The sequence below is a fragment of the Paenibacillus sp. ALE3 genome (assembly GCF_054113405.1).
The window spans coordinates 1,660,780-1,681,931 of sequence record NZ_CM134214.1 but is presented as its reverse complement, the minus strand read 5'-3'; the positions used below and the strand labels follow the sequence as shown (position 1 = coordinate 1,681,931).

Genomic DNA, 21,152 nt, shown 5'->3' with positions numbered 1-21,152 from the left:
CCGATGTACTACGCTTCCATCATCAGCAGTTGGTGAGATAGCGTTTGCAGGCGTTTATGGCTATTCTCGATTTTAATCTTATCTTTCTCCGTCATCGCCTTGAACAGCTTCTCCAATTCATCGTCTACTTCCATCTTAAGCAGCAGCAGCCGGGTTTCCCCTTCATTGGAAGCGTACATATCCTCCATTTCCTGAGCGGACAGCACCGGTCCCTTCTGATAAATAACACGCTGCTTAAAGCCAGTAACCTCGACCAGACGAATGACCTCGCCGAACAAAATATTTTCCACCAAAATATGATGATCCTTGACTCTTTTGACAATGGCATGACCTCGGGTGCTTCCAATCAGCTTCTCCAACCACTCAGCCAGCTTGGCATCGCGGATTACATAATCTCCAGCCAGCTTGTAGTGTCCTGTGCGCAATTGTTGAAAACGGAGCTTCACCAGCTTGCGCCCGGTTCTCACCGACAAAACCAGATACGACTCATCCTCGCTCCAGTACAGCGAATACCCTTCCGATATCAAATCCTTGATCAGATTATGGATATGCCGACGGCTAAACCGGAGCTCTAGATTGCAATATTCTACCTCACAGCCCTTGTTCACGGCATTCCCTCCTTTTTCAAGTCCGATTCAAGAAGTCCGGCTACAGCAAGCCTGCGGCTTTCCCGCTTGATCTTCCCTTGCTCTATTTTATACTTCATTTTATGTAAGGGTACTTGGTTATTTGACCTATTTTTATGAGTAACAACGCACAATCCTACTTTTGCCTTATATGCTTGTACCGAGCCCGGCCTAAAGTCGGCCAAGCCCGCTGACATTATGCTATAATCGGACATATTACGTCACACGATATGGCTTAGCCTAGATACAGGAGGAAATAGGAATGACATTCAGTGGATTTACTGCAAAGGACTTTGATGTCTTTGAAATACCAGGATTGGAACCTCGCATGGAGGTGCTGATTCAGCAGGTTCGGCCCAAGTTGGAGACGATTGGCGAGGAGTTAGCCCCCTTCCTGACGGACTTATGCGGAGAGCCTATGCACGTTCACGTGGCCAAGCATGCACGACGCAAGGTCAATCCCCCGATCGATACATGGGTAGCTTGGGCGGCAAATAAACGCGGGTATAAGGCGTTGCCGCATTTTGAGGTAGGTATGTTCGCTTCCCATATATTCGTCATATTCGCAGTCATTTATGAAAGTCCGAATAAAATCACGTTTGCCCAGGCGCTTGAAACCAACCTGAGCGATGTGCGCTCTAACATACCAGGTCATTTCTACTGGTCCATGGATCATATGGATCCAAAAGGTACAGAACAGCAGCAAATGGACACGGAAGAGTTTCAAACCATTATTAACAAGCTACAGCAGGTGAAAAAAGCCGAGGTCATGTGTGGGCTCCGTATTGATCGTAATGACCCTCTTGCCAGTGACGGAGCTGCGTTACTGCAGACGGTGCGTTCTACCTTTGAGCATTTACTGCCACTGTACCGGATGTCTTTTCCAAAGGACTAGTTTCAGATAAATGCGTCCCTGATCCGCTACTAAGAGTACCGTTCAAGTCTTAACAACGGTTTTTCTCCGTGGATTGCGCGCCAAAGCCAAATGGCAGCCAAACATGAGCAGCATCACGATCCCACTGATGATAAAGGGAGCTGTGTGTCCAGCACGGTCCCATAGCACTCCTGAAACGAGCGGGCCAATAACCATGCCAGATCCTTGGAGTGTTAAAAAAAAGCCCCATACTGTTGCACGCTCGCTTTCCGGAATCAGTTGGGCAAGAAACGTGTTCCATGCAGGCAAAATGAGCGCATATCCCAAGCCAATAATGGCTACAGATACAAACACAAGTGGAATGGTCTGTACTGTTGAAAAGAAAAATAGCGTGGTCCCGGCAAGCAAAAAACCGATGTGCAAAAAGTACTTGGTTCCAAGGCGATCCACCAGCTTGCCACAAGGGATCAATGCCAGCACAGTCACCCCACCACCGGCAATCAGAAGCACGCTATACAGGTTCGGTGAAATTCCGAGATCCGTGCGCGCGTAAAGCGTTAGCACAGGGCTGATCAAGCCGATGACAAAGGACTGCAAAAACAGCGCAGGATAAATTAACGGATTCACATTAAGCTTTGTTTTGAGCGTGTTGATCGTCTCCTGGATACCTCTCAACACTTGCCGCTTCTGCTTGGAGTTCCCACCAGAAGATATGAGAGCGCTCTGTTCGAGGTCGTCTTTGCCAGCAGACCTGTTCGTTCCAGGCAGCATAAGAGCAACCAACAGCAATACAATACTGCATCCTATTAAAATCATGAACACCATACCGTAAGAGTGTCCGTAATGGGATATGGCGAAATTCATAATGAGTGGACCGAAGCCCGTTCCGCCCATGGACGCAATTTCCAGTGTCCCCATCGCTGCACCGTTATTGTTATTAGGACCAGACATTTCGGTCGTTCCAGTCATCACACAAGGCCAGAGCGGAGATGTCCCCAGTCCTAGCAGCAGACACGCGATGACGAGCCACACAGGTTCTGTCAGGGTGCTTAGCATAATGATCGCTACAAGGGTAAACAACAACGCGGTTGACATCGTTCCACGATAACCGAGCCGTTCAGCCATCCAGCCCGCCGGTGCCCGGAATGCATTGTCTCCAAAATACTGAAGCGAAAAGGCTAATCCGATAATTCCGGCCGACAGCCCTAACGTTTCTCCCATATATACCGGCAGGATGGATACCAGAAGAGATCCCTTCATGAATTCGACCAGAAACACCAGTATCCATAATTTGGCGAAAAAAGGAGTCCACAGCCGCTGCGAAGCTTTTTTTCGTCTTATTTGCTTCATTATCCCACATCCTCCGCCTTCGTTTATTGTCTATACATTCGGGGTTCTCCGCCTACTCCGCTCTTTCGCAAATAAATGCGCCCTCAATCGCTTGCATTCCTACTTCAAACTGCTATACTCAATTTTGTTCTATTATCAATTGCACAGGATTGTCGAAATCCTGCATGAAAGGTTGTGACAACACTAATGAATCAAAGCAACACCCCGCTTTTTACTGCTTTGAAAAAGCATGCTCAGAGCAACCCGGTTCAATTTCACATCCCAGGTCATAAAAAGGGAGTGGGCGCAGATCGGGAATTTCGCGAATTTATGGGGGATAATGCTTTTTCCATAGATATGATTAACATCGCTCCATTGGACGATCTGCATCAGCCATCAGGCGTCATTGAAGAAGCTCAAAAGCTTGCAGCAGAAGCCTTCGGAGCTGATTATACTTATTACAGTGTACAGGGGACAAGCGGAGCCATTATCACCATGATTATGTCCATTTGCATGCCAGGTGATAAAATTATTGTACCCCGAAATATACACAAATCCATAATGTCTGCCATTATCTTCGCTGGTGCGAAGCCGGTATTCATTTCTCCGGTCAGTGATGAGAATCTCGGTATTCACCACGGGGTTACAACCAAGTCCGTACGCCGGGCATTGGAACGTCACCCTGACGCCAAGGGCGTCCTTGTCATCAACCCGACATATTACGGTGTGTGCGCCGATTTGAAGGAAATTGTAGATCTCGCTCACAGCTATAATGTGCCGGTCCTGGTCGATGAGGCTCACGGAGTACTGATTCATTTTCACGCTGATTTGCCGATGTCCGCTATGGAGGCGGGGGCAGACATGTCAGCTACAAGCGTCCACAAACTGGGTGGTTCCTTGACTCAAAGCTCGATACTGAATGTCAATACAAAAAACGGATTCGTTAATCCGCAACGTGTACAAACTATTTTCAGCATGCTGACAACGACGTCCACTTCGTATATCCTGCTGGCTTCGTTGGACACATCCCGACGCAACCTGGCCCTTAACGGCCATGAAATAGCACAACGTGCTCTGGAATTAGCTGAATATTGCCGCGCAGAGGTCAACAAAATCGAAGGGCTATATTGCTTTGGCAGCGAAATTCTTGGCACAGAAGCTACCTATGATTATGATCCGACCAAAGTTACAGTTCATATTCGCCATTTAGGCCTTACCGGATATGATGTGGAAAATTGGCTGAGAGATCACTACAATATCGAGGTTGAGCTTAGCGATATGTATAATATTCTCTGTTTGGTGACCCCTGGTGATACCAAAGAGGAAATTGACATTTTATTAAAAGCTTTGCGAGAGCTGGCTGCACTGCACTATTCCACAGGTCAGCAGCATGAGCTGGTTGTAAAGATACCGGATATACCGCAGCTCTCCCTCATTCCGAGAGACGCTTTTTACGGAGATACAGAAATCGTGCCCTTCAAGGAATCTGCTGGCCGTATCATTGCAGAATTCATTTATGTATACCCACCGGGCATCCCGATCCTATTGCCGGGAGAAGTTATTTCGCAGGACAATATTGATTATATTGTAGATCATGTGGAAGTAGGCCTGCCTGTTAAAGGACCTGAGGATCGAACGGTACATCAGGTGAAGGTTATCGTTGAAACTGACGCTATTTCTTAAACATGATCTGTTAACATCTGCTTGCAAAAAATGTTGATAGTCAACAAAAAAAGCCCCCATTTGGGGGCTTTTCTATTGTGTGATGAGCAAGAACAGCTACTGTATCCAATCCTATTCGTATTGGGCAACAAGCTCGCTATATGCAGCTTCTACACGCTTCCACTCATCTTCGTCCTCAATATTGTAAAGCACCATTTCTTCGTTTTCTTCTTCCATACGAAGAATGATACCATCCGCTTCGGGATTGCCTCGCTCAAGCAAAAGAGCATACACGTGATCTTCTACGTCAAAGGTCTCTACCAGCACCATTTCTACATCTTTGCCATTTTCATCAGTTAGCGTAAGAACCATTTCTTCATGTTCGTGGTCATGATCGTGGTTGCAGGCTTCACCGTGTTCATGTTTGTGATCACTCATGGAAATACCTACCTTCAAATTGTTTTATTTTCCCTCGTATCGTAACATGATCAAGAGTGCAGGTCAATTTGTGGTATGCCTAATTTATCGCTGTAATGACTTTTTCGGACACGAGGGTATAACTGCCATCTTTACTTTCTTTAATGTAGAAACCTACCCGATAGTTTCCTGCTGTTTTGAAATCATACGTAAAGTCGTTTGTACGGAACCAGAAGTTATCCTTTTGCGCTCCTTTGATATCTTGGGACTGAATATCCTTTACATTGCCCGAAGGGTCGGTAATTGCTACTTTCACTCCGGAAATATCTGTTTTCAGGGTATCAATTTGACTGAAAACATTAAACTTCACTTTGTTACCTTTATTCACGTTACCAAACACAGTATCCCCCTTGAACAGGAACATATGCACGTTTGGCTGGTCGAAAACAACTTTTCCACCAGAGGGATCAAAATTTACAAGCCCATTAAAATCACGGATAGGCACATAAGTTTTCCCATCAATGACAACTGCTCCATCTTTTGACACTTCTCCGTTAATAATCAACTGCACTTGGTCCTTGGCGGACTCCGCCGAAATGACGGTCCCTCCCATTATTGAAAAGGCCATCACTAGGGCCATCACTTTTCTCCATTTCATACTACATATCCCTCCATCGTTATCTGTTAAAAACCATCTGTCGTACATTTATACCTAGCTCAGCCGCACAAGTTGCGCTGTGTTTCACAAATTGTCCAAAGTTTTTACATAAGGAGCCAAATCTTTAGTTCTCGCAGCCTAGATGTTAAAATACGATTGTAGAATGTCTTATAACACATCGTCTGGAGGGAGAATCCATAATGGGCCTAACGATACAGATGCTTGGTACAGGCAGCGCCTTTGCCAAGCATTATTACAACAACAACGCGCTGCTGGATAGCGGGGAAGGCAAGCTGCTGATCGATTGCGGTACAACCGCATCGCTGGCATTACACCAGATGGGTGTCCCTTTGCCTGATATTGACGCTATTTTAATCACACATATTCACGCAGATCATGTCGGAGGCTTAGAGGAATTTGGTTTTCAAATGAATATCCTCCATCGTCGCAAACCTCTACTTTATATCGCCGAACCATTAATCCACCCTTTATGGGAGCATACGCTCAAGGGCGGCATGTCCCAGCAAGGTATGATTGACAAGCTTGAGGATGTATTTGAGGTAAATGTCATAACGCCTGGCGTATCCACCACATTAGTACCCGGTATCCAGGTAGAGCTGATCCCTACACAGCATATTCCTGGTAAACACAGTTACTCTTTGTTCATAAATGATCGTCTTTTTTATAGTGCGGACATGGTTTTTGATCCCGATTTACTTCATCATCTGGTGCATGAACGGGGATGCCGGAGCATTTTACATGAGGTTCAGTTACAAGGCGCTGGAGAAGTACATACAACGTTAGATGAGCTGCTAAGCTTGCCAACACCTCTGCAAGAGCAAATTCATCTGATGCACTATAGTGATGATATGGAACAATTTAGAGATAAGGCAGGGATTATGTCCTTTCTGGAGCAGCAGCGAGTTTATCCGCTAGCAGATTTGGAACGTGCAGAGTAGCCGAGCTTATGAGAGCTTAAACAATTAACAAAAAGCCGCCCGGCTTTCCTACAAAGGATAGCCGGGCGGCTTGCTGCATATTTTTTGTATACAATGATAAGCTTGGACGTTAATGTTGCGAGTCAAGGTCAGAACAACGGCAGTTGATCCAGGTTATTAGAAGGATCTCCATCGGCATCCCCTCGAATTCGTTTGCTTCCATCCTTGGCCTTGAACACGTTGACGCCTGCAATGGAGCCTGCTTCAATCTCGTTCAACGCTTGGCTATAATCCAAAATCCGTCCAGTAGATGTCTGAAATGACGTAAGATCGCCATCCCCGTTTTTACGTACTGCCGTAATTTGTTCTCGTTCTGTATTCGCCATGCTGCATCGCTCCTTATCCATAATATAGTGGAGGAACTTTTACTAGCATGCGCATTGTACAGCTTTGTATACACCCCGTGCCTCAATTACAACTTTTTACGCATACGTACGTGCGGTATTCCCGCATCGTCAAAAGGTTCATCAGAGATCGTTTCATAGCCTAGCTTTTCGTAAAACTTCTCAGCTTGACATTGAGCATCTAGCAACGAGTATCTCAGCCCCAGTTCACGTGCACGTTCCTCCAGTGCTAGCAGTAATACGCGTCCATAACCTGCTGCACGATGCTCCTTGAGAACGGCAATACGTTGCATTTTAGCTGTATCTTCATCATAATATGTCAACCGACCAGTAGCCACCATTTCCCCATGTTCACAAATTAGTAAATGATGGGCGGTATCTCCCAGCTTGTCATAATGATCAATTTCAAGATCTAGAGGAACCTTTTGCTCTTCGACAAACACTTTGGTCCGGATTAATATTGCCTTCTGCAGTTGCTCTTCTGTTGTTACAGTTATAATTTCTGCGGCCATCATCTGTTCCTCCTATCCTTAATTCCAAATGTAAACTCGCTAAATTTGAATTATATATATAAATGGTTATGAAGTACAGGCTGATTTGTATTTTTTCACTTTACATATATGGTTAATACATGATATTATCTAGTAACTACAGGACGGTAGCTCAGCGGGAGAGCATTATCTTGACAGGGTAAGGGTCATGGGTTCGATCCCCATCCGTCCTATTCGTCAGAAGCCTTGATTTTCAAGGCTTTTTTTGTTTGTTTGAAGATAAAGCAAATGGTGCCGAGACGAGAAACTGGCCGTCGTTCAAGATTTAGGCGAAAAAAAAGCCAACCAGAAGTAAGGTTGACTTTTTATATACACCACGCTTAAGCAGCAATGTCTCTTTTTTCAGCAAGATTGAATTCTAGAGAATTGTTCGGCAATACGTATCTCTTCTATTATATAGAAGAACAACTAAGCCCAGCACCCCAAGCAAATAAACCTAATGCCCCTAGATTACGATGTAAACTGCTCCACTCTCACTGTCAATCTCCGTCGGGTAAGTGGTCACACATCCAGTATCCGGCTCTTGCACCTGACCAGTGGACAGGTCGACTTTCCAATCATGGAGCGGACAATGGACCACCGATCCGCATATCATTCCTTCGGATAGCCGTCCCCCTTTGTGTGGACAACGGTTCTCAAGCGCACGCACGCTGCCGTCACTAAGGCGAAATACGGCTATCTCTGCATTATGAATGCGAACTGTTCTTGCTCCACGTCGGTCAATCTCGTTCAGATCTGCTATCCTGATTCTGCTGGTTATCGTATTGCTCTCCATTTGGTCAGCCTCCTATTCCATTACTGCCTTAAGCTCCGGCAGCTGTACAAAGTTTTTGCGCAGCTCTTCGTTATGAATGATTTCGTGCCACGGATCAGTCGTTGTGCTTAACGTCTCCTCAATTCTGCTTACCAGTTGCTGCCTCGTCTCCGCATTTGCTAATACCTGTTTGATCGACTCTACGCCTACCCGTTCTACCCAATGAGCTGTTCGCTCGTTCCAATTCGCCTGCTCACGGTAATACTGTAAATAGGCACCAGTCCATTCCATCACTTCATCCTCGGTTTTTACAGTACACAGCAGTTCTGCTGCCCGCACTTTAATACCGCCGTTACCTCCAATGTAGATCCCCCAGCCACCGTCAATAGCGACAACACCCAAGTCCTTGATCGTCGCTTCTGCGCAGTTACGCGGACAGCCCGACACAGCCAGTTTGACTTTGGATGGCGCATTCAGACGTTCGAATGCCTTTTCCAACCGGATGCCCATGCCCATAGCGTCCTGTGTGCCGAAGCGACAAAAAGTGTTACCGACACACGTCTTGACGGTTCGCAATGTCTTTCCATATGCATATCCCGATGGCATATCCAATTCGGACCAGATTCCCGGTAGATCTTCTTTTTTTACACCAAGCAGGTCAAGACGTTGGCCACCCGTAAATTTAACCAAAGGCACATTGTATTTCTCCGCGACAGCAGCAATCTTCTTCAGGTCGGCAGGTGAAGTAACTCCTCCATAAATGCGGGGCACCACAGAGTAGGTGCCATCTTTCTGAATATTGGCATGGTACCTTTCATTCGTAAATCTGGATTCCTTCTCATCCTCATAATCCAGTGGCCACAGCATACCTAGATAATAATTGAGGGCCGGCCGACATTTGGTGCATCCTTCAGCTTCGTTCCAGCCCAGCACGTTCATCACTTCTTTGACGCTCTTCAACCCCATTTCTCGGATACCATCAATAATCGCTTCCCGATCAAGTGTCGTACAGCCACATATCCCCTCTTTAATCGATTCTCCGGCTTCTGCACCTGCGTACAGCTGTAAGAGCCCCTCCACTAATGGCTTGCAGCCGCCGCATGATGCCGATGCCTTCGTGCAGGCCTTAATTTCCCCAAGACTCTTACAGCCAGCCGCAACCGCCTCTCCAATGTCACCCTTGGATACACCATTACATCCGCATACAATTTCGTCTTCAGGCATCTGCTCCAGCATCATGGTGCCACTACCTTCTGATTGACCAGGGTTAAAGCCAAGTAACAACTCTTTCTCTCGACCAACCACCGACTCCCCACTTTTAATCAGAGAAAACAACTTGGCTCCATCAGAGGTATCCCCAAACAGAACGGCACCGATCAGTTTTTCTTCCTTAATGACGATTTTTTTGTAGACGCCATCAATATCATCCTGATACCGCAGTGATCGCGTTCCCGACTCATCCTTGTAATTTCCTGCTGAAAATACATCGACGCCCGATACCTTCAATCTTGTAGAAGTAACGGAACCACTGTAGCCAGGAGTCTCCATTCCCGCGAGTCGCTGAGCCAGGACGCCCCCCTGCTCATATAATGGGGCAACCAGACCGTAAGTGATTCCCCGGTGTTCTGCACATTCTCCAACGGCATATATGCCAGGAATATTCGTTTCCATGTGATCATTTACGATGACACCGCGGTTTACGGGGATTCCCGCTGACACCGCCAGTTCAATGTCTGGTTTGATACCTACCGCCATAACGATCAAATCCGCTTCCAGTTCGCTGCCATCAGCAAACTTTAGCCCTTCGACGCGACGACGCCCGGTGATAGCCGCCGTCCGCTTATTGACCAGAAAAGTCATTCCCTGTTCCTCCAGCTCGCGCCGTAACATAAGGGAAGCAGCCTCATCCAGCTGCCGATCCATAATATAACCGTTAATATGAATAACTGTAACGTCCATTCCCAAATTGAGTAGCCCCCTGGCTGCCTCTAGCCCAAGCAATCCGCCGCCGATAACGGCCGCTTTTTTGTGCGTCTTCGCCGTCTCCATCATCATCTCGCAGTCACGAATATCCCGGAACCCAATCACACCATCCTTGTCGGCTCCTGGAAGCGGCAAAATGAAGGGTTTAGAACCTGTTGCCAACAACAGTAAATCATAAGAGACGCATACACCGGATCGTGAAGTCACCTGTCGCTTTTCCGTATCGATCGCTGTGACAGGATCATCGGTATACAATCGGATATTATTGTCTTCATACCAATTCCAATCGTTGATGATAATATCCTGCAAACCTGCTCCACCGGCAAGAACAGAGGACAGCATGATCCGATTATAGTTTGGATGGGGCTCGGCCCCAAATACCGTAATCTCATAGGCACCTGGTGCGATCTTCAGCAAATGTTCGAGAGTGCGTATCCCCGCCATTCCGTTGCCGACCAGCACTAATTTTTGGATGTAGTTCATTAGGTCACTCCCTCTCCATTTCTATCCTTAAAACATAAAAAGCCTGCTTCACATACGGGGATGCAAAACATCCCTCCACATGTGAAAACAGGCTCCATTGCCGTTTCATCGAATACGCCGTTGTATCCATCAGAGTATGAATTTAAAGTACTGTAGCCAATATATAACGATTCAAATCACATGTCAATATTCCTTACGCAAAATCTCGTAAAAATAATATTCTATCACTAAGTAACATATTGATGACGTATAAAATATCACTCTTCTACAAAATTAGGATTGATTTTCAGTCCAAAACACGCCAAAATGGTTTAAAAGTCCGTTTCCACTTCATTATGATGGAAAAGCAAACCCATCTCATCAAGTTATATGTCACATTTCTTATCAAGACATACAATCCTCATGCTTATTTACCCTTCATGTTAAAGAGAGGAGGAGCCCGCTTGCGTTCCTTGTTGGTAATTCACTCACATGCTGACCCTGCATCCGAGCAGGCAGACACCATTCCCTCATGGCAGGCAGAACCTGAGCACCTTTTAGAATCCAACGGATACCTGCCTTTGCCCTGCCGCCATGAATCTGAAATCAAACAGCTCATCCATAATGCAGATGCGGCCTTACTAAACATACCTGTCGGCACAATCAGTATGTGGAGTAGCAGGTTGGAGCAAACCAAAGCAATTCCGTTGCTCTGGTGGTGCAGCGCGACATCAGCGCTGTCATCGACGGAGGCTTGTGAAGCAGACGTGACTGTCGACGGTATTCTAACCCCTTCCATGGCAGCCCATGAGCTGAATTGGGCCCTTCATTTTAGCGCCAAACGCTTTTTTGAACGCCAGCATTGGCAAAGTGAACGCAAACAACTGACCGCTCGGCTGGAAGAACGCAAATGGATTGATATGGCGAAGGGGATACTTGGCGAAGTAAACAGCATCCCGGAAGCGGAGGCATATGATCTGCTGCGTAAAAAAGCGATGAATGAGCGCAAACGAATCGTTGATGTGGCCATCTCCATTGTAAAAGCACAACAAATGCTAAAAGCATAAAACCTGAAAGGGGCCTGAACATGAATATCATTGAAATATTAAAAGAAGTTGGGCGCGGCAAAAGAGGCGCTCGTGATCTGAACTATGCCGAAGCCGAAACTGCCGCCGAACTGATTATGACCCGGTCAGCAACCCCAGCTCAAATCGGTGCCTTCTTTGCCGCGGAACGCATCAAAATGGAGAGTGTTGCCGAGCTGGAAGCATTCGTTAATGTCTGTCGCAAATATTCCCACCGCTTTCCCATGCAGGAAGGCATTGATTTCGCCGGTCCGTACGACGGTAGGAAGTCATCATTTATTGCTACCTTCGCAACTGCCTTTCTACTTGCCTCATACGGATTACCTGTAACGATGCATGGGAGTGCACCCCTCCCTCCCAAATGGGGGGTTACACTCCCACTTTTGTTGCAGGAGATGGGGGTAGCGACTGCGGACATGTCACACGAAACCGCCATTCATGCTGCGAAGCAGACAGGCGTGCTTTTCGTTGTTTCCGAACAATGGTGCACGCCCCTGCGGGATCTGCGCTCTATTCGCGAAGAGTTGGGGATTCGCACAGTACTGAACACAGCCGAGAAACTGGTTGATTATGGTTCCTCCCCGTACATTGTATTTGGTGTTTTCCACAACACCGTATTCGACAAGACGGCGAAGGTCATGCAAAATCTGAGTTATCGCAGGGCTTTGATCGTTCAGGGGAGCGAAGGATCGGAGGACCTATTCATCGATCGACCGACCCGGACTTACCTGTTTGCTAATGGTAAGGTGTCCCTCCAGGTTATAGATCCCGAAATGTACGGGCTGGATTCGGTAGTACCAGAACACCACTGGACCCCTGCTGAACAGCTGCGCATATCAGAGGAAGTGCTGCAAGGCACAGCTCCTACTGCCTTCTCGAATCAAGTGATGCTCAACGGCGCGGTACGACTGTTCATTGCAGGGCGAGTCGACTCCATTGAGGAAGGCTTGTACACCTGCAAGCCGCTGCTTGAAAACGGGAACGCCTGGGAGTTATACTGCCGCTGGCGTGAAGCTATGTTGAGAAAAGAAATAAAAATGGGTGCCAACACATCCGAACCCCATTTTCATTTATAAAACTCGTCTCCTACAGTCCAGCATTTATCGGGACATAAACTGAACTACTCAAAAAGGTCCGCCCCCATGCTCATGCAAAGGGGGCGGGCCTTTTATGCAAGGAAAAAGAAGATGCACTCACACCTTCCTGTTCTAGAACTGTGACCACTCCCCGTTATGTCCACTGGTTGCAGCTACAGCTAGGCGGAGGGGACGGATGCATACAGCTGCCGTCTTGAAGCCGGGCATCCGGCAGAACGGATCAAGGTCTGGACGGGTCGCCCGATTTACATTTTGCGTCCCGCCCCAATGCATGGGCACGAAAAGCGTGTCTTCGCGAATATGTGACCTGATCCGGCTGCGGACGGTGAAGCTGCCGCGCTGGGATGTTATTTCCACCCACTCCCCGTCCCTGATATACCAGCGCTGCGCAGTACGCGGATGAATTTCTACATAATTCTCAATCTCACGCGCGGCCAGCGAAGGACTTCTGCGTGTTTGCGCGCCAGTCAAATAGTGAGCCAGCACGCGGCCATTCGTCAAAGTAAGCGGATATTCCTCGGATATTTCCTCTCCTGCTCCACAGCTTTCAACCACTGTAAAAACAGCTCTTCGGTCGGAAAGAGCAAAGCTTTCCCGAAACATCGTATCCGTACCAGCTTCATCCATAGATGGGCATGGCCAATATACCCCTTCCTCGCGACGCAGCCTGTCATAAGTGATCCCGTAATAATCAGCAAGTCCCCCTCGGCTAGCGAGACGCAGTTCTTCAAAGATATCCTCTGCATCCTTATATGCGAAGTACCTCCCCTTGTTCAACCTTGCAGCTATTTGGCATAAAATGCTCCAGTCATCTCTAGCTTCGCCCGGTGCAAGGCGCACCGCTTCCCGCAGCAAAACGCGGCCTTCCAGATTAGTCATCGACCCCGTATTCTCCAAATAAGACGTCACAGGCAAAACAACGTCGGCCATTCGCGCCGTTTCAGTGAGAAACATATCCGCCACAATCAACAAATCCAGCTTTTCCAGCGCGTCCTCGACCAACCGTGCATTCGGGTTAGACACAACAGGATTAGAGCCCATCACGAACAGGGCTTGAATTTCTCCCTGATTCACAAGCTCCATCATTTCATAGGCCGATACTCCTTTTCCCGGCAAGCTGCTTGGTTCAACTCCCCACACGGACGCAACATAGGCTCGGTCTGCTTCATTCTCAATCGATCTGTAACCAGGAAGCTGATCAGCCTTTTGACCGTGCTCTCGCCCCCCTTGCCCGTTCCCCTGACCTGTGATGGCCCCATACCCGCACCCTTCTCTTCCAATCTTTCCGGTGGCCAGCACGAGATTTAGAAATGCACGTACCGCCATATGTCCATCCGTCTGCTGTTCAACGCCCCTGGCTGTAAAAACGATGCCAGTCTCCACGCCGCCAAAGGCACGTGCTGCCTGCCGGATCATTTCTGCCTCAATTCCGCACAGCGCAGCCGATTCGTTCAGATTCACCCCATTCAAATGAGTCAACAACTGGTCATACCCGTTGGTCCGCTTGCGGATAAATTCTTCATTTATCAATCCCTCATCCACGACGACCTTTAGCATGGCATTGGCCAGCACAGCATCCGTACCTGGTCTGATTTGTAGGTGCAGATCGGCTATTGCCGCTGTGGGAGTCGTGCGCGGGTCAATTACGATGATAAACGCGCCATTTTCCTTCGCTTGGTGAAAATAAGGCATTAACGTCGGCTGACACTCAGCGATATTCGTGCCTGCAAGCACAATACAACGAGCCAACGGAATATCAGCCAGCCTACAGGTCAGTCCGCGGTCAACACCAAACACTTTGCTGCCAGCAGATGCTGCCGCCGACATGCAGAAGCGCCCGTTATAATCAATATAGCGCGTACCTATAGCCACTCTAGCAAATTTCCCAAGTAAATAAGCCGTTTCATTCGATAACGAGCCTCCGCCGTAAATGCCGATTCCATCAGGACCATGCTTGGACAGTAGCGAAGAGAAACTGCTGGTTACAGCATCCATCGCCTCTCCCCATGGGACAGGAACGAGCCTGCCCTCTTTGCGCAGGAGAGGCTGTGTCAGCCTTTCTGCATGAGTTGCATGCTGATGCGCATTCATTCCCTTGATGCACAACCTGCCTTGTGAGGCTGCATTAGGTTTCCCTTCCGCTTTATACACCGTTCGAACGATACCCGCGAGTGCTTCCGTTTCCGTACTAACGGTCATCTTACATTGCACGCTGCAAAATGGGCACTGTGTCTCCACCACAGGGAGGACGTATTGACCGGCTTCCAGTTTGTTTTCTCCTGACTGACACATAAAAGTCACCTTCCCTCTCCATTCACTACAACTCCCACAATCCGTTAACCTGTCAGCATGGTGGACCGCAGGCTACCGGTCAGCTCACTTCGCAGAGTAACGTCGAGCACACTTTCCCGCAGCGCTAGAACGCCAGTCCGTTCAATCCATTCCCACATTTTCTCCCCATACCTAGCACTATGCCTGTATATTTGCAAGCAGGTTACAACCATCAGCACCACTTCTTCCGGATTCTCCTCCAATCCAAGCAGCAACCCCTGACGAACCGGATGTCCTGCATGGCCACCAGCATAAACCTCCCAACCTGCTGGAGATCGGGAGATTCCAATGTCATGGACAAGCACGCCATCGGGATACTCTGAACCCGGACTAACAGCAACCGCAACTGGTGACGGTAATGAAAGACTGCCCCATACTGCTGCCAGCCGCTCTCTCAGCCAGATCACTCCACCAGAAGCCTGATCGATCGGGGCAGGATCAACAAAATCCCTACGTTCAACATCCAAATTTGTAAAACTCAGGCCCACAGAACCCGCTTCCCCTTCGTATGGTACGGTGGGCTGAAGCGCAACGCCTATTCCCAGTTGATTTGTTGCAGATCCGTTCCGCAAACCTAGAGATTCCAGATAATAAAGTACAGCAGGACGACATAATTCACAGCCCTGCTGCCTGGTCCAACCGAGACGAGATACCACTTCCTCTAGAGTTCGACAAACTGCCTCCACCATCGCTGTCTTAAGCGAATCATGATCATAATGCGTACAACCACACACAGGAACAACTTCTTGAGCAGTCGGAGTAACCACAGGTCCAGAAGCTGTCGCTCGGGACAAACCATTTTTGACCAGTGCAGCCACTAGCGGCCGGCAACCACCGCAGGAACCGGACGCTTTGGTCCGGCTCTTCACCTCTTCGACTGTTTTCAGCTTATCTGTGGCAATCACTCGCAAGATATCCCCCTTGCTCACACCGTTACATGCGCATACCGTCTCTCCTTCGGGCAATGCTTCCGCAGCATCCTCTGCTTTGCTTTTGCTGTTATTCCGAGGTGTAAGCTCTGTAGTTGGCGCGCCGCGCCGAACCATTCCAAGCAGCGAGGTGCTTTCCGCCGTATCGCCGAATAAAATCGCTCCAGTAATAGCGCCAGCGCGCATCATCACTTTTTTGTACATCTCCTGCATACCGTTATATTCCATGATCGCAATCTCGTTTCCCTCTTCACGAATGTCTCCTGCCGAAAACACATGAATTCCCGCAACCTTGAGCTGGGCATAGGGAACCGTCCCTTCATAAGGAGCCGTTTCACGACCACAAATCACCTTTGCCAGCACTTTGCCCTGCTCATATAGCGGCGCCACCAGCCCATATGAAATTCCACGGTGCTCAGCACATTCGCCAACTGCGTAAATACCAGGAATACTCGTGCGCATATAATCATCCACGACAATGGCACGGTTTACTGTCAGACCACTGTCCTGAGCCAAAGCGATATTGGGCCGGATACCAACCGCCAGCACGACCAAGTCTGTTTCCAATCTGTTCCCGTCCGCAAACATCAATCCTTGTGCCCGGTTGCGGCCTATAATATTGACCGTATCCTTCGCCAAATGAAACCGCATGCCCTGCTGCTCCAACCGCCGTTGTAAAAGCACAGCCGCAGTACGGTCAAGCTGACGATTCATCAGATACTGCGCATTATGAACAACGTCAGTTTCCATCCCTAGATTCAGCAAGCCTTGAGCAGCCTCAAGCCCCAATAGCCCTCCTCCGATGACGGTGGCCTTGCGATACGTTTTGGCATATCTGGCCATGGTTTCACAGTCATTTACATCACGAAAAGCGATTACTCCCTCTTTTCGGACTCCGGGAATGGGAGGTATGAAAGGCAAAGAGCCAGTTGCCAGTATGAGAATGTCATAGGGCTCTTGAATACCGGATTCCGTTTCCACCGTACCGGTTGCTACATCAATACGACACACACGTTCACCGGCTTGCAACTTTACCCCATTTTCTTCGTACCAGTCCCAGCTATGGGTAACAATATGTTGGAACGAGCTCTCCTCCTGAAGCATTTTGGACAGGAGCACACGGTTGTATCCGGGACGTGGCTCTGCACCAAATATTGTGATTTGGAACCGCTCCGGCTCCAGACTGAGAATTTCCTCCACACATTTGATGCCTGCCATACCATTACCGATGACGACCAGTCTTTTTATCATAATTAATCCAGCCCCATTCTCTGAACCTAAAATAAGACAGAAAAAGCCCTTCTCCATTCGATGGAAAAGGGCACCGTTGCCGTAAATGTCGGCACATCGTTGTACCGATATGTACTTAAGATTACTGAATTGTGAGTATTATGTCAATATTCAATACATGAAACCTGTATTTAAACCTATTTTTTAATTTATTATAATTTTAATGTTATGTATATTGACACAAGTAGAATGTCTTTTTATAATTTGAATTAAAATCACTACCATGTGATCATACCCAAGCGATGCACAATGAAGTGTGTCAAACACGGCAATGAAGCCGCAAAACGTTCCCAATATCAATGACGGGACGATTTGCGGCTTTTTATGTTCAGCAGAGGGCTGAAGTCTAAGGCCTGAGCTCTACAAACCCCAATAAGAACAGGAGAGATGGAGAATGAAGAAAAAAAGTTTCTGGCACAGCGGACACAAGCCCACCCTTTTTGGCTCTTTTTTGTATTTTGATATTAGCTTTATGATATGGGGAATGATTGGACCGTTGGTCGTTGTCATTGCTAATGATTATCCAATGGACCCTGTACAAAAAGCCAACCTTGTCGCTCTCCCGATACTCAGCGGCTCTCTGTTGCGACTCGTGCTTGGATTCATGTCAGATTATATCGGTCCGAAGCTCACGGGACAGATCGGTATGCTTATCACGATCATTCCTCTCCTGCTCGGCTGGCTGTGGGTTGATTCGCTGGAGCAGTTGTACACTGTCGCCCTGCTTCTGGGTGTGGCCGGCGCCTCATTTGCAGCTGCACTACCGTTGGCTGGCCAATGGTACCCCAAAGAGCATCAAGGTCTGGCCATGGGAATTGCCGGTGCCGGCAACAGCGGGACCGTCCTCGCAACTTTGTTTGCCAACCGTATTGCCCAACATTTTGGCAGTTGGGAGGTCGTGTTTGGATTGGCCATTATCCCAATTTTCATCGTCTTTGTTCTGTTCAGTATTTTTGCCCGCAACAGCCCTCATCGCCCAGCACCAAAAAGTCTGGCGCAATATGCTTCGGTGCTCAAACAGAGGGATGCCTGGGTGTTCTGTGCCTTTTATTGCGTGACGTTCGGTGGGTTCGTCGGCCTTTCTAATTATTTGACCATTTTCTTCAATACCCAATACGGCCTCTCTGCGGTGCATGCCGCTGATTTTGCAACCGTTTGTGTGATTGCCGGAAGCTTCTTTCGTCCAGTAGGCGGTTTTTTGTCTGACCGGATTGGTGGTTCTCGCATGTTAATGTATTTGTATGCCGGGGCCGGGATGATGCTCGCCAGCATTGCATTTTTGCCACCACTTGCCGTAGTCGTAGTTCTGCTGTTCGTAGGCATGATGTGCCTTGGGGCTGGCAACGGCTCCGTATTCCAGCTTGTGCCGCAGCGATTCGGCAACGAAATCGGGCTTATGACCGGCATCGTCGGCGCTGCTGGTGGCATAGGCGGATACTGTCTTCCTCTTATTCTGGGCCATCTGTACAAATTAACGGGTTCTTACATGCCTGGCTTCATCTGTCTAAGCCTGATCACATTCTGTGCTTTTGTCCTCGTCATTATCATGCAATTGAAATGGCGCAACAGCTGGATGCAACGCTCTGCTCCAGGCGCTAATGAAGCCGTTAACCGAATCGGAGAATTAAATATCTGACTATCCACTAAATAGACAGCCACCAAACGTTTAGATTTTAAGCCTCAATTATCCCTTATAATAAAAAATAGCTTAACTTCGTTATTAGAAAAATGAAGTTAAGCTATTTCCTTATACATATTCAATCTAATTATAAAATCTATGAAAAAAGTCACATTTAATGAATATTTACCGAAAATATTATGAAAATTTAATGAATTTTTCAGTTGAAAATCATTGAAAATCGCTTTCATTTTCATATTTTTTCTTATGTAAACACTTATATAACCATTTTTCACACAACATACTTGTTCACTTGGTTTAAAATAAGGCGTATACTTGTTCACGAATTGTTCAAGGGTTAACCAAATGTATTTTTTTAGGAAAGAAGGAATTGGAAATGCGTGCTTTTCATGTTACGGAAAATGGAACTATCGAAACCAAATTAACCGGAAAGGATCTTCTTGCCAACCCACTGCTGAACAAAGGAGTGGCTTTTACACTGGAAGAGCGTCAGCAGCTTGGACTTGACGGCCTCCTTCCTCCTACCATATTAACTATTGAGGAACAGGTTCAACGGGTATACGAGCAATTTCAAAGCCAACCAGATAATTTGCGTAAAAACGTTGCATTAAATGATCTTTTTAATCGGAATACCGTCCTTTATTATCGTTTGCTTTCCGAGCACCTGAGCGAGATGCTTCCGATTGTTTATACACCAACAGTCGGTCAGGCTATTCAGGAATACAGTCATGAATATCATAAACCAGGTGGTATGTATTTATCTATTGATAACCTTGCTGGCATCAAAGAAGCTTTTAAGAATTTGAACTTGGACCCTGATGATATCGACCTGATTGTAGCCACAGATTCCGAAAGTATTTTGGGAATCGGGGACTGGGGAGTTGGCGGTATTAACATCTCTATCGGTAAGCTTGCTGTATATACAGCTGCTGCTGGAATTGATCCTAGCCGGGTGCTGGCCGTTGTGCTTGATGCAGGTACAAACAACGAAAAGCTGTTAGAAGATCCTTTATACATGGGGAATCGTCATAAGCGTGTACGTGGAGAACAATATGATCAATTTATTGATACTTATGTTCAAGCTGCACTTTCTTCTTTCCCGAACGCACTGCTGCACTGGGAAGATCTAGGTAACGTCAATGCTCGGAATATTATTAATAAGTACGGAAATCATATTTTAACGTTTAATGATGACATTCAAGGTACTGGCGCGGTTACACTAGCAGGTGTGATGTCTGGTGTCCAATTGTCCAGAATCCCACTGAGCAAGCATCGGGTTCTAGTGTTTGGTCCAGGAGCTGCCGGAATCGGCAATGCAGACCAAATTAGTGCGGCTATGATGCTCGAAGGATTGTCAGAAACTGAAGCAAGACGTAACTTCTGGGCATATGATTACCGTGGTCTGCTTACCAATGAAACGGAAGGACTTTTCCCATTCCAGGTCCCTTATGTGCGTGATGCTGCCGAATGCCGTGACTGGGAGCATGCTGAAGATGGCAAAATCCCTCTGCTTGAAGTCATTCGCCGTGTGAAACCGACGATTATGATCGGAACTTCCGGTGTTGCTGGAGCATTTAGTGAGGAAATCGTGAAAGAGATGGCCAAGCATACAGAACGCCCTATTATTATGCCAATGTCCAATCCGACTCCTCTGGCAGAGGCAACTCCTGAAGACCTGATCCACTGGACGGAAGGAAAAGCCCTTATTGCAACAGGAAGTCCTTTTGAGCCAGTAATCTACAACAATATTAAGTTTGAAATTGGACAATCCAATAATGCTTTCGTATTCCCAGGTCTTGGTCTTGGAGCAATCGTAGTAAAATCCAAAATTATAACAGATAGCATGTTTGCAGCAGCTGCCCATGCAGTAGTTCAAATGGTTGATTTGTCACAGCCTGGTGCTTCCCTGCTACCAAAAATCAACGAACTGCGAGAAGTATCTGAAGCTGTTGCTGTAGCAGTTGCTAAGGCGGCAGTTCAAGATGGAGTTGCGCGTCATCAGCCGGATGATATCGTACAAGCGGTTCGGGATTCCATGTGGGAATGCAAATATAAACCCATCAAACAGTATGGACAGGAAGCCGTTCTGGTTTAAAAATAGCGAACAACATCAAAATTTATAC

General features: G+C 47.4%; 17 protein-coding genes and 1 tRNA gene. 8 read left to right on the top strand and 10 right to left on the bottom strand.

What is annotated here, in order from left to right:
* Positions 1–8: 8 nt before the first annotated feature.
* Positions 9–608, bottom strand: a complete 600-nt coding sequence (locus ACXHJ2_RS07455; protein WP_040103394.1) for a hypothetical protein — start codon at positions 606–608, stop codon at positions 9–11.
* A 280-nt stretch (positions 609–888) separates the two neighbouring features.
* On the opposite strand from ACXHJ2_RS07455, the gene ACXHJ2_RS07450 reads away from it, so the two are divergent.
* Complete coding sequence (locus ACXHJ2_RS07450) at positions 889–1,521, top strand: YktB family protein (RefSeq protein ID WP_165079643.1); 633 nt, start codon at positions 889–891, stop codon at positions 1,519–1,521.
* A 42-nt stretch (positions 1,522–1,563) separates the two neighbouring features.
* On the opposite strand, the gene ACXHJ2_RS07445 is transcribed toward ACXHJ2_RS07450, so the two are convergent.
* Entirely contained in the window at positions 1,564–2,850 is a 1,287-nt protein-coding gene (locus ACXHJ2_RS07445; protein WP_040103392.1) for an MFS transporter, read from the bottom strand.
* Positions 2,851–3,036: 186 nt separating this feature from the next.
* Here ACXHJ2_RS07445 and ACXHJ2_RS07440 point away from each other — a divergent pair, with 186 nt between their 5' ends.
* Positions 3,037–4,512 (top strand): aminotransferase class I/II-fold pyridoxal phosphate-dependent enzyme, encoded by a 1,476-nt coding sequence (locus ACXHJ2_RS07440; protein WP_013371896.1) that lies wholly within the window; start codon positions 3,037–3,039, stop codon positions 4,510–4,512.
* Between the two features lie 111 nt (positions 4,513–4,623).
* On the opposite strand, the gene ACXHJ2_RS07435 is transcribed toward ACXHJ2_RS07440, so the two are convergent.
* Both ACXHJ2_RS07435 and ACXHJ2_RS07430 read right to left on the bottom strand, forming a co-directional pair.
* Positions 4,624–4,929: a DUF1292 domain-containing protein gene (locus tag ACXHJ2_RS07435; protein ID WP_007431055.1), complete on the bottom strand. Its 306-nt coding sequence runs from the start codon at positions 4,927–4,929 to the stop codon at positions 4,624–4,626.
* Positions 4,930–5,008: 79 nt separating this feature from the next.
* On the bottom strand, positions 5,009–5,566 hold the full coding sequence (locus tag ACXHJ2_RS07430) for a hypothetical protein (protein WP_013371897.1): 558 nt from the start codon (positions 5,564–5,566) through the stop codon (positions 5,009–5,011).
* A gap of 200 nt (positions 5,567–5,766) precedes the next feature.
* On the opposite strand from ACXHJ2_RS07430, the gene ACXHJ2_RS07425 reads away from it, so the two are divergent.
* Positions 5,767–6,525: an MBL fold metallo-hydrolase gene (locus ACXHJ2_RS07425; protein ID WP_013371898.1), complete on the top strand. Its 759-nt coding sequence runs from the start codon at positions 5,767–5,769 to the stop codon at positions 6,523–6,525.
* 128 nt (positions 6,526–6,653) lie between these two features.
* On the opposite strand, the gene ACXHJ2_RS07420 is transcribed toward ACXHJ2_RS07425, so the two are convergent.
* Both ACXHJ2_RS07420 and ACXHJ2_RS07415 read right to left on the bottom strand, forming a co-directional pair.
* Positions 6,654–6,890: a DUF3892 domain-containing protein gene (locus tag ACXHJ2_RS07420; RefSeq protein ID WP_013371899.1), complete on the bottom strand. Its 237-nt coding sequence runs from the start codon at positions 6,888–6,890 to the stop codon at positions 6,654–6,656.
* Positions 6,891–6,976: 86 nt separating this feature from the next.
* Positions 6,977–7,420 (bottom strand): GNAT family N-acetyltransferase, encoded by a 444-nt coding sequence (locus ACXHJ2_RS07415; RefSeq protein ID WP_025675812.1) that lies wholly within the window; start codon positions 7,418–7,420, stop codon positions 6,977–6,979.
* Positions 7,421–7,560: 140 nt separating this feature from the next.
* Here ACXHJ2_RS07415 and ACXHJ2_RS07410 point away from each other — a divergent pair.
* Positions 7,561–7,632, top strand: a tRNA-Val gene (locus tag ACXHJ2_RS07410).
* A 272-nt stretch (positions 7,633–7,904) separates the two neighbouring features.
* Here the strand turns inward: ACXHJ2_RS07410 and nirD are convergent.
* Both nirD and nirB (ACXHJ2_RS07400) read right to left on the bottom strand, forming a co-directional pair.
* Positions 7,905–8,234, bottom strand: a complete 330-nt coding sequence (nirD, locus tag ACXHJ2_RS07405) for a nitrite reductase small subunit NirD (protein WP_019687974.1) — start codon at positions 8,232–8,234, stop codon at positions 7,905–7,907.
* A 12-nt stretch (positions 8,235–8,246) separates the two neighbouring features.
* Positions 8,247–10,679: a nitrite reductase large subunit NirB gene (nirB, locus tag ACXHJ2_RS07400; RefSeq protein WP_019687975.1), complete on the bottom strand. Its 2,433-nt coding sequence runs from the start codon at positions 10,677–10,679 to the stop codon at positions 8,247–8,249.
* 443 nt (positions 10,680–11,122) lie between these two features.
* Here nirB (ACXHJ2_RS07400) and ACXHJ2_RS07395 point away from each other — a divergent pair, with 443 nt between their 5' ends.
* Together ACXHJ2_RS07395 and ACXHJ2_RS07390 are read left to right on the top strand one after the other, a co-directional pair.
* Positions 11,123–11,725, top strand: a complete 603-nt coding sequence (locus ACXHJ2_RS07395) for an ANTAR domain-containing response regulator (protein WP_165079642.1) — start codon at positions 11,123–11,125, stop codon at positions 11,723–11,725.
* Between the two features lie 20 nt (positions 11,726–11,745).
* The gene (locus tag ACXHJ2_RS07390; protein ID WP_165079641.1) at positions 11,746–12,819 is read left to right on the top strand and encodes an anthranilate phosphoribosyltransferase; all 1,074 of its coding nucleotides are present in this window, start codon (positions 11,746–11,748) and stop codon (positions 12,817–12,819) included.
* Between the two features lie 132 nt (positions 12,820–12,951).
* Here ACXHJ2_RS07390 and nasC read toward each other — a convergent pair whose 3' ends face one another.
* Complete coding sequence (nasC, locus tag ACXHJ2_RS07385) at positions 12,952–15,132, bottom strand: assimilatory nitrate reductase catalytic subunit NasC (RefSeq protein ID WP_165079640.1); 2,181 nt, start codon at positions 15,130–15,132, stop codon at positions 12,952–12,954.
* 44 nt (positions 15,133–15,176) lie between these two features.
* Entirely contained in the window at positions 15,177–17,351 is a 2,175-nt protein-coding gene (gene nirB, locus ACXHJ2_RS07380; protein ID WP_165079639.1) for a nitrite reductase large subunit NirB, read from the bottom strand.
* Between the two features lie 433 nt (positions 17,352–17,784).
* On the opposite strand from nirB (ACXHJ2_RS07380), the gene ACXHJ2_RS07375 reads away from it, so the two are divergent.
* Entirely contained in the window at positions 17,785–19,026 is a 1,242-nt protein-coding gene (locus tag ACXHJ2_RS07375; RefSeq protein WP_165079638.1) for a nitrate/nitrite transporter, read from the top strand.
* 379 nt (positions 19,027–19,405) lie between these two features.
* Complete coding sequence (locus ACXHJ2_RS07370; RefSeq protein ID WP_165079637.1) at positions 19,406–21,124, top strand: NAD-dependent malic enzyme; 1,719 nt, start codon at positions 19,406–19,408, stop codon at positions 21,122–21,124.
* The last annotated feature ends 28 nt before the right edge of the window (positions 21,125–21,152 follow it).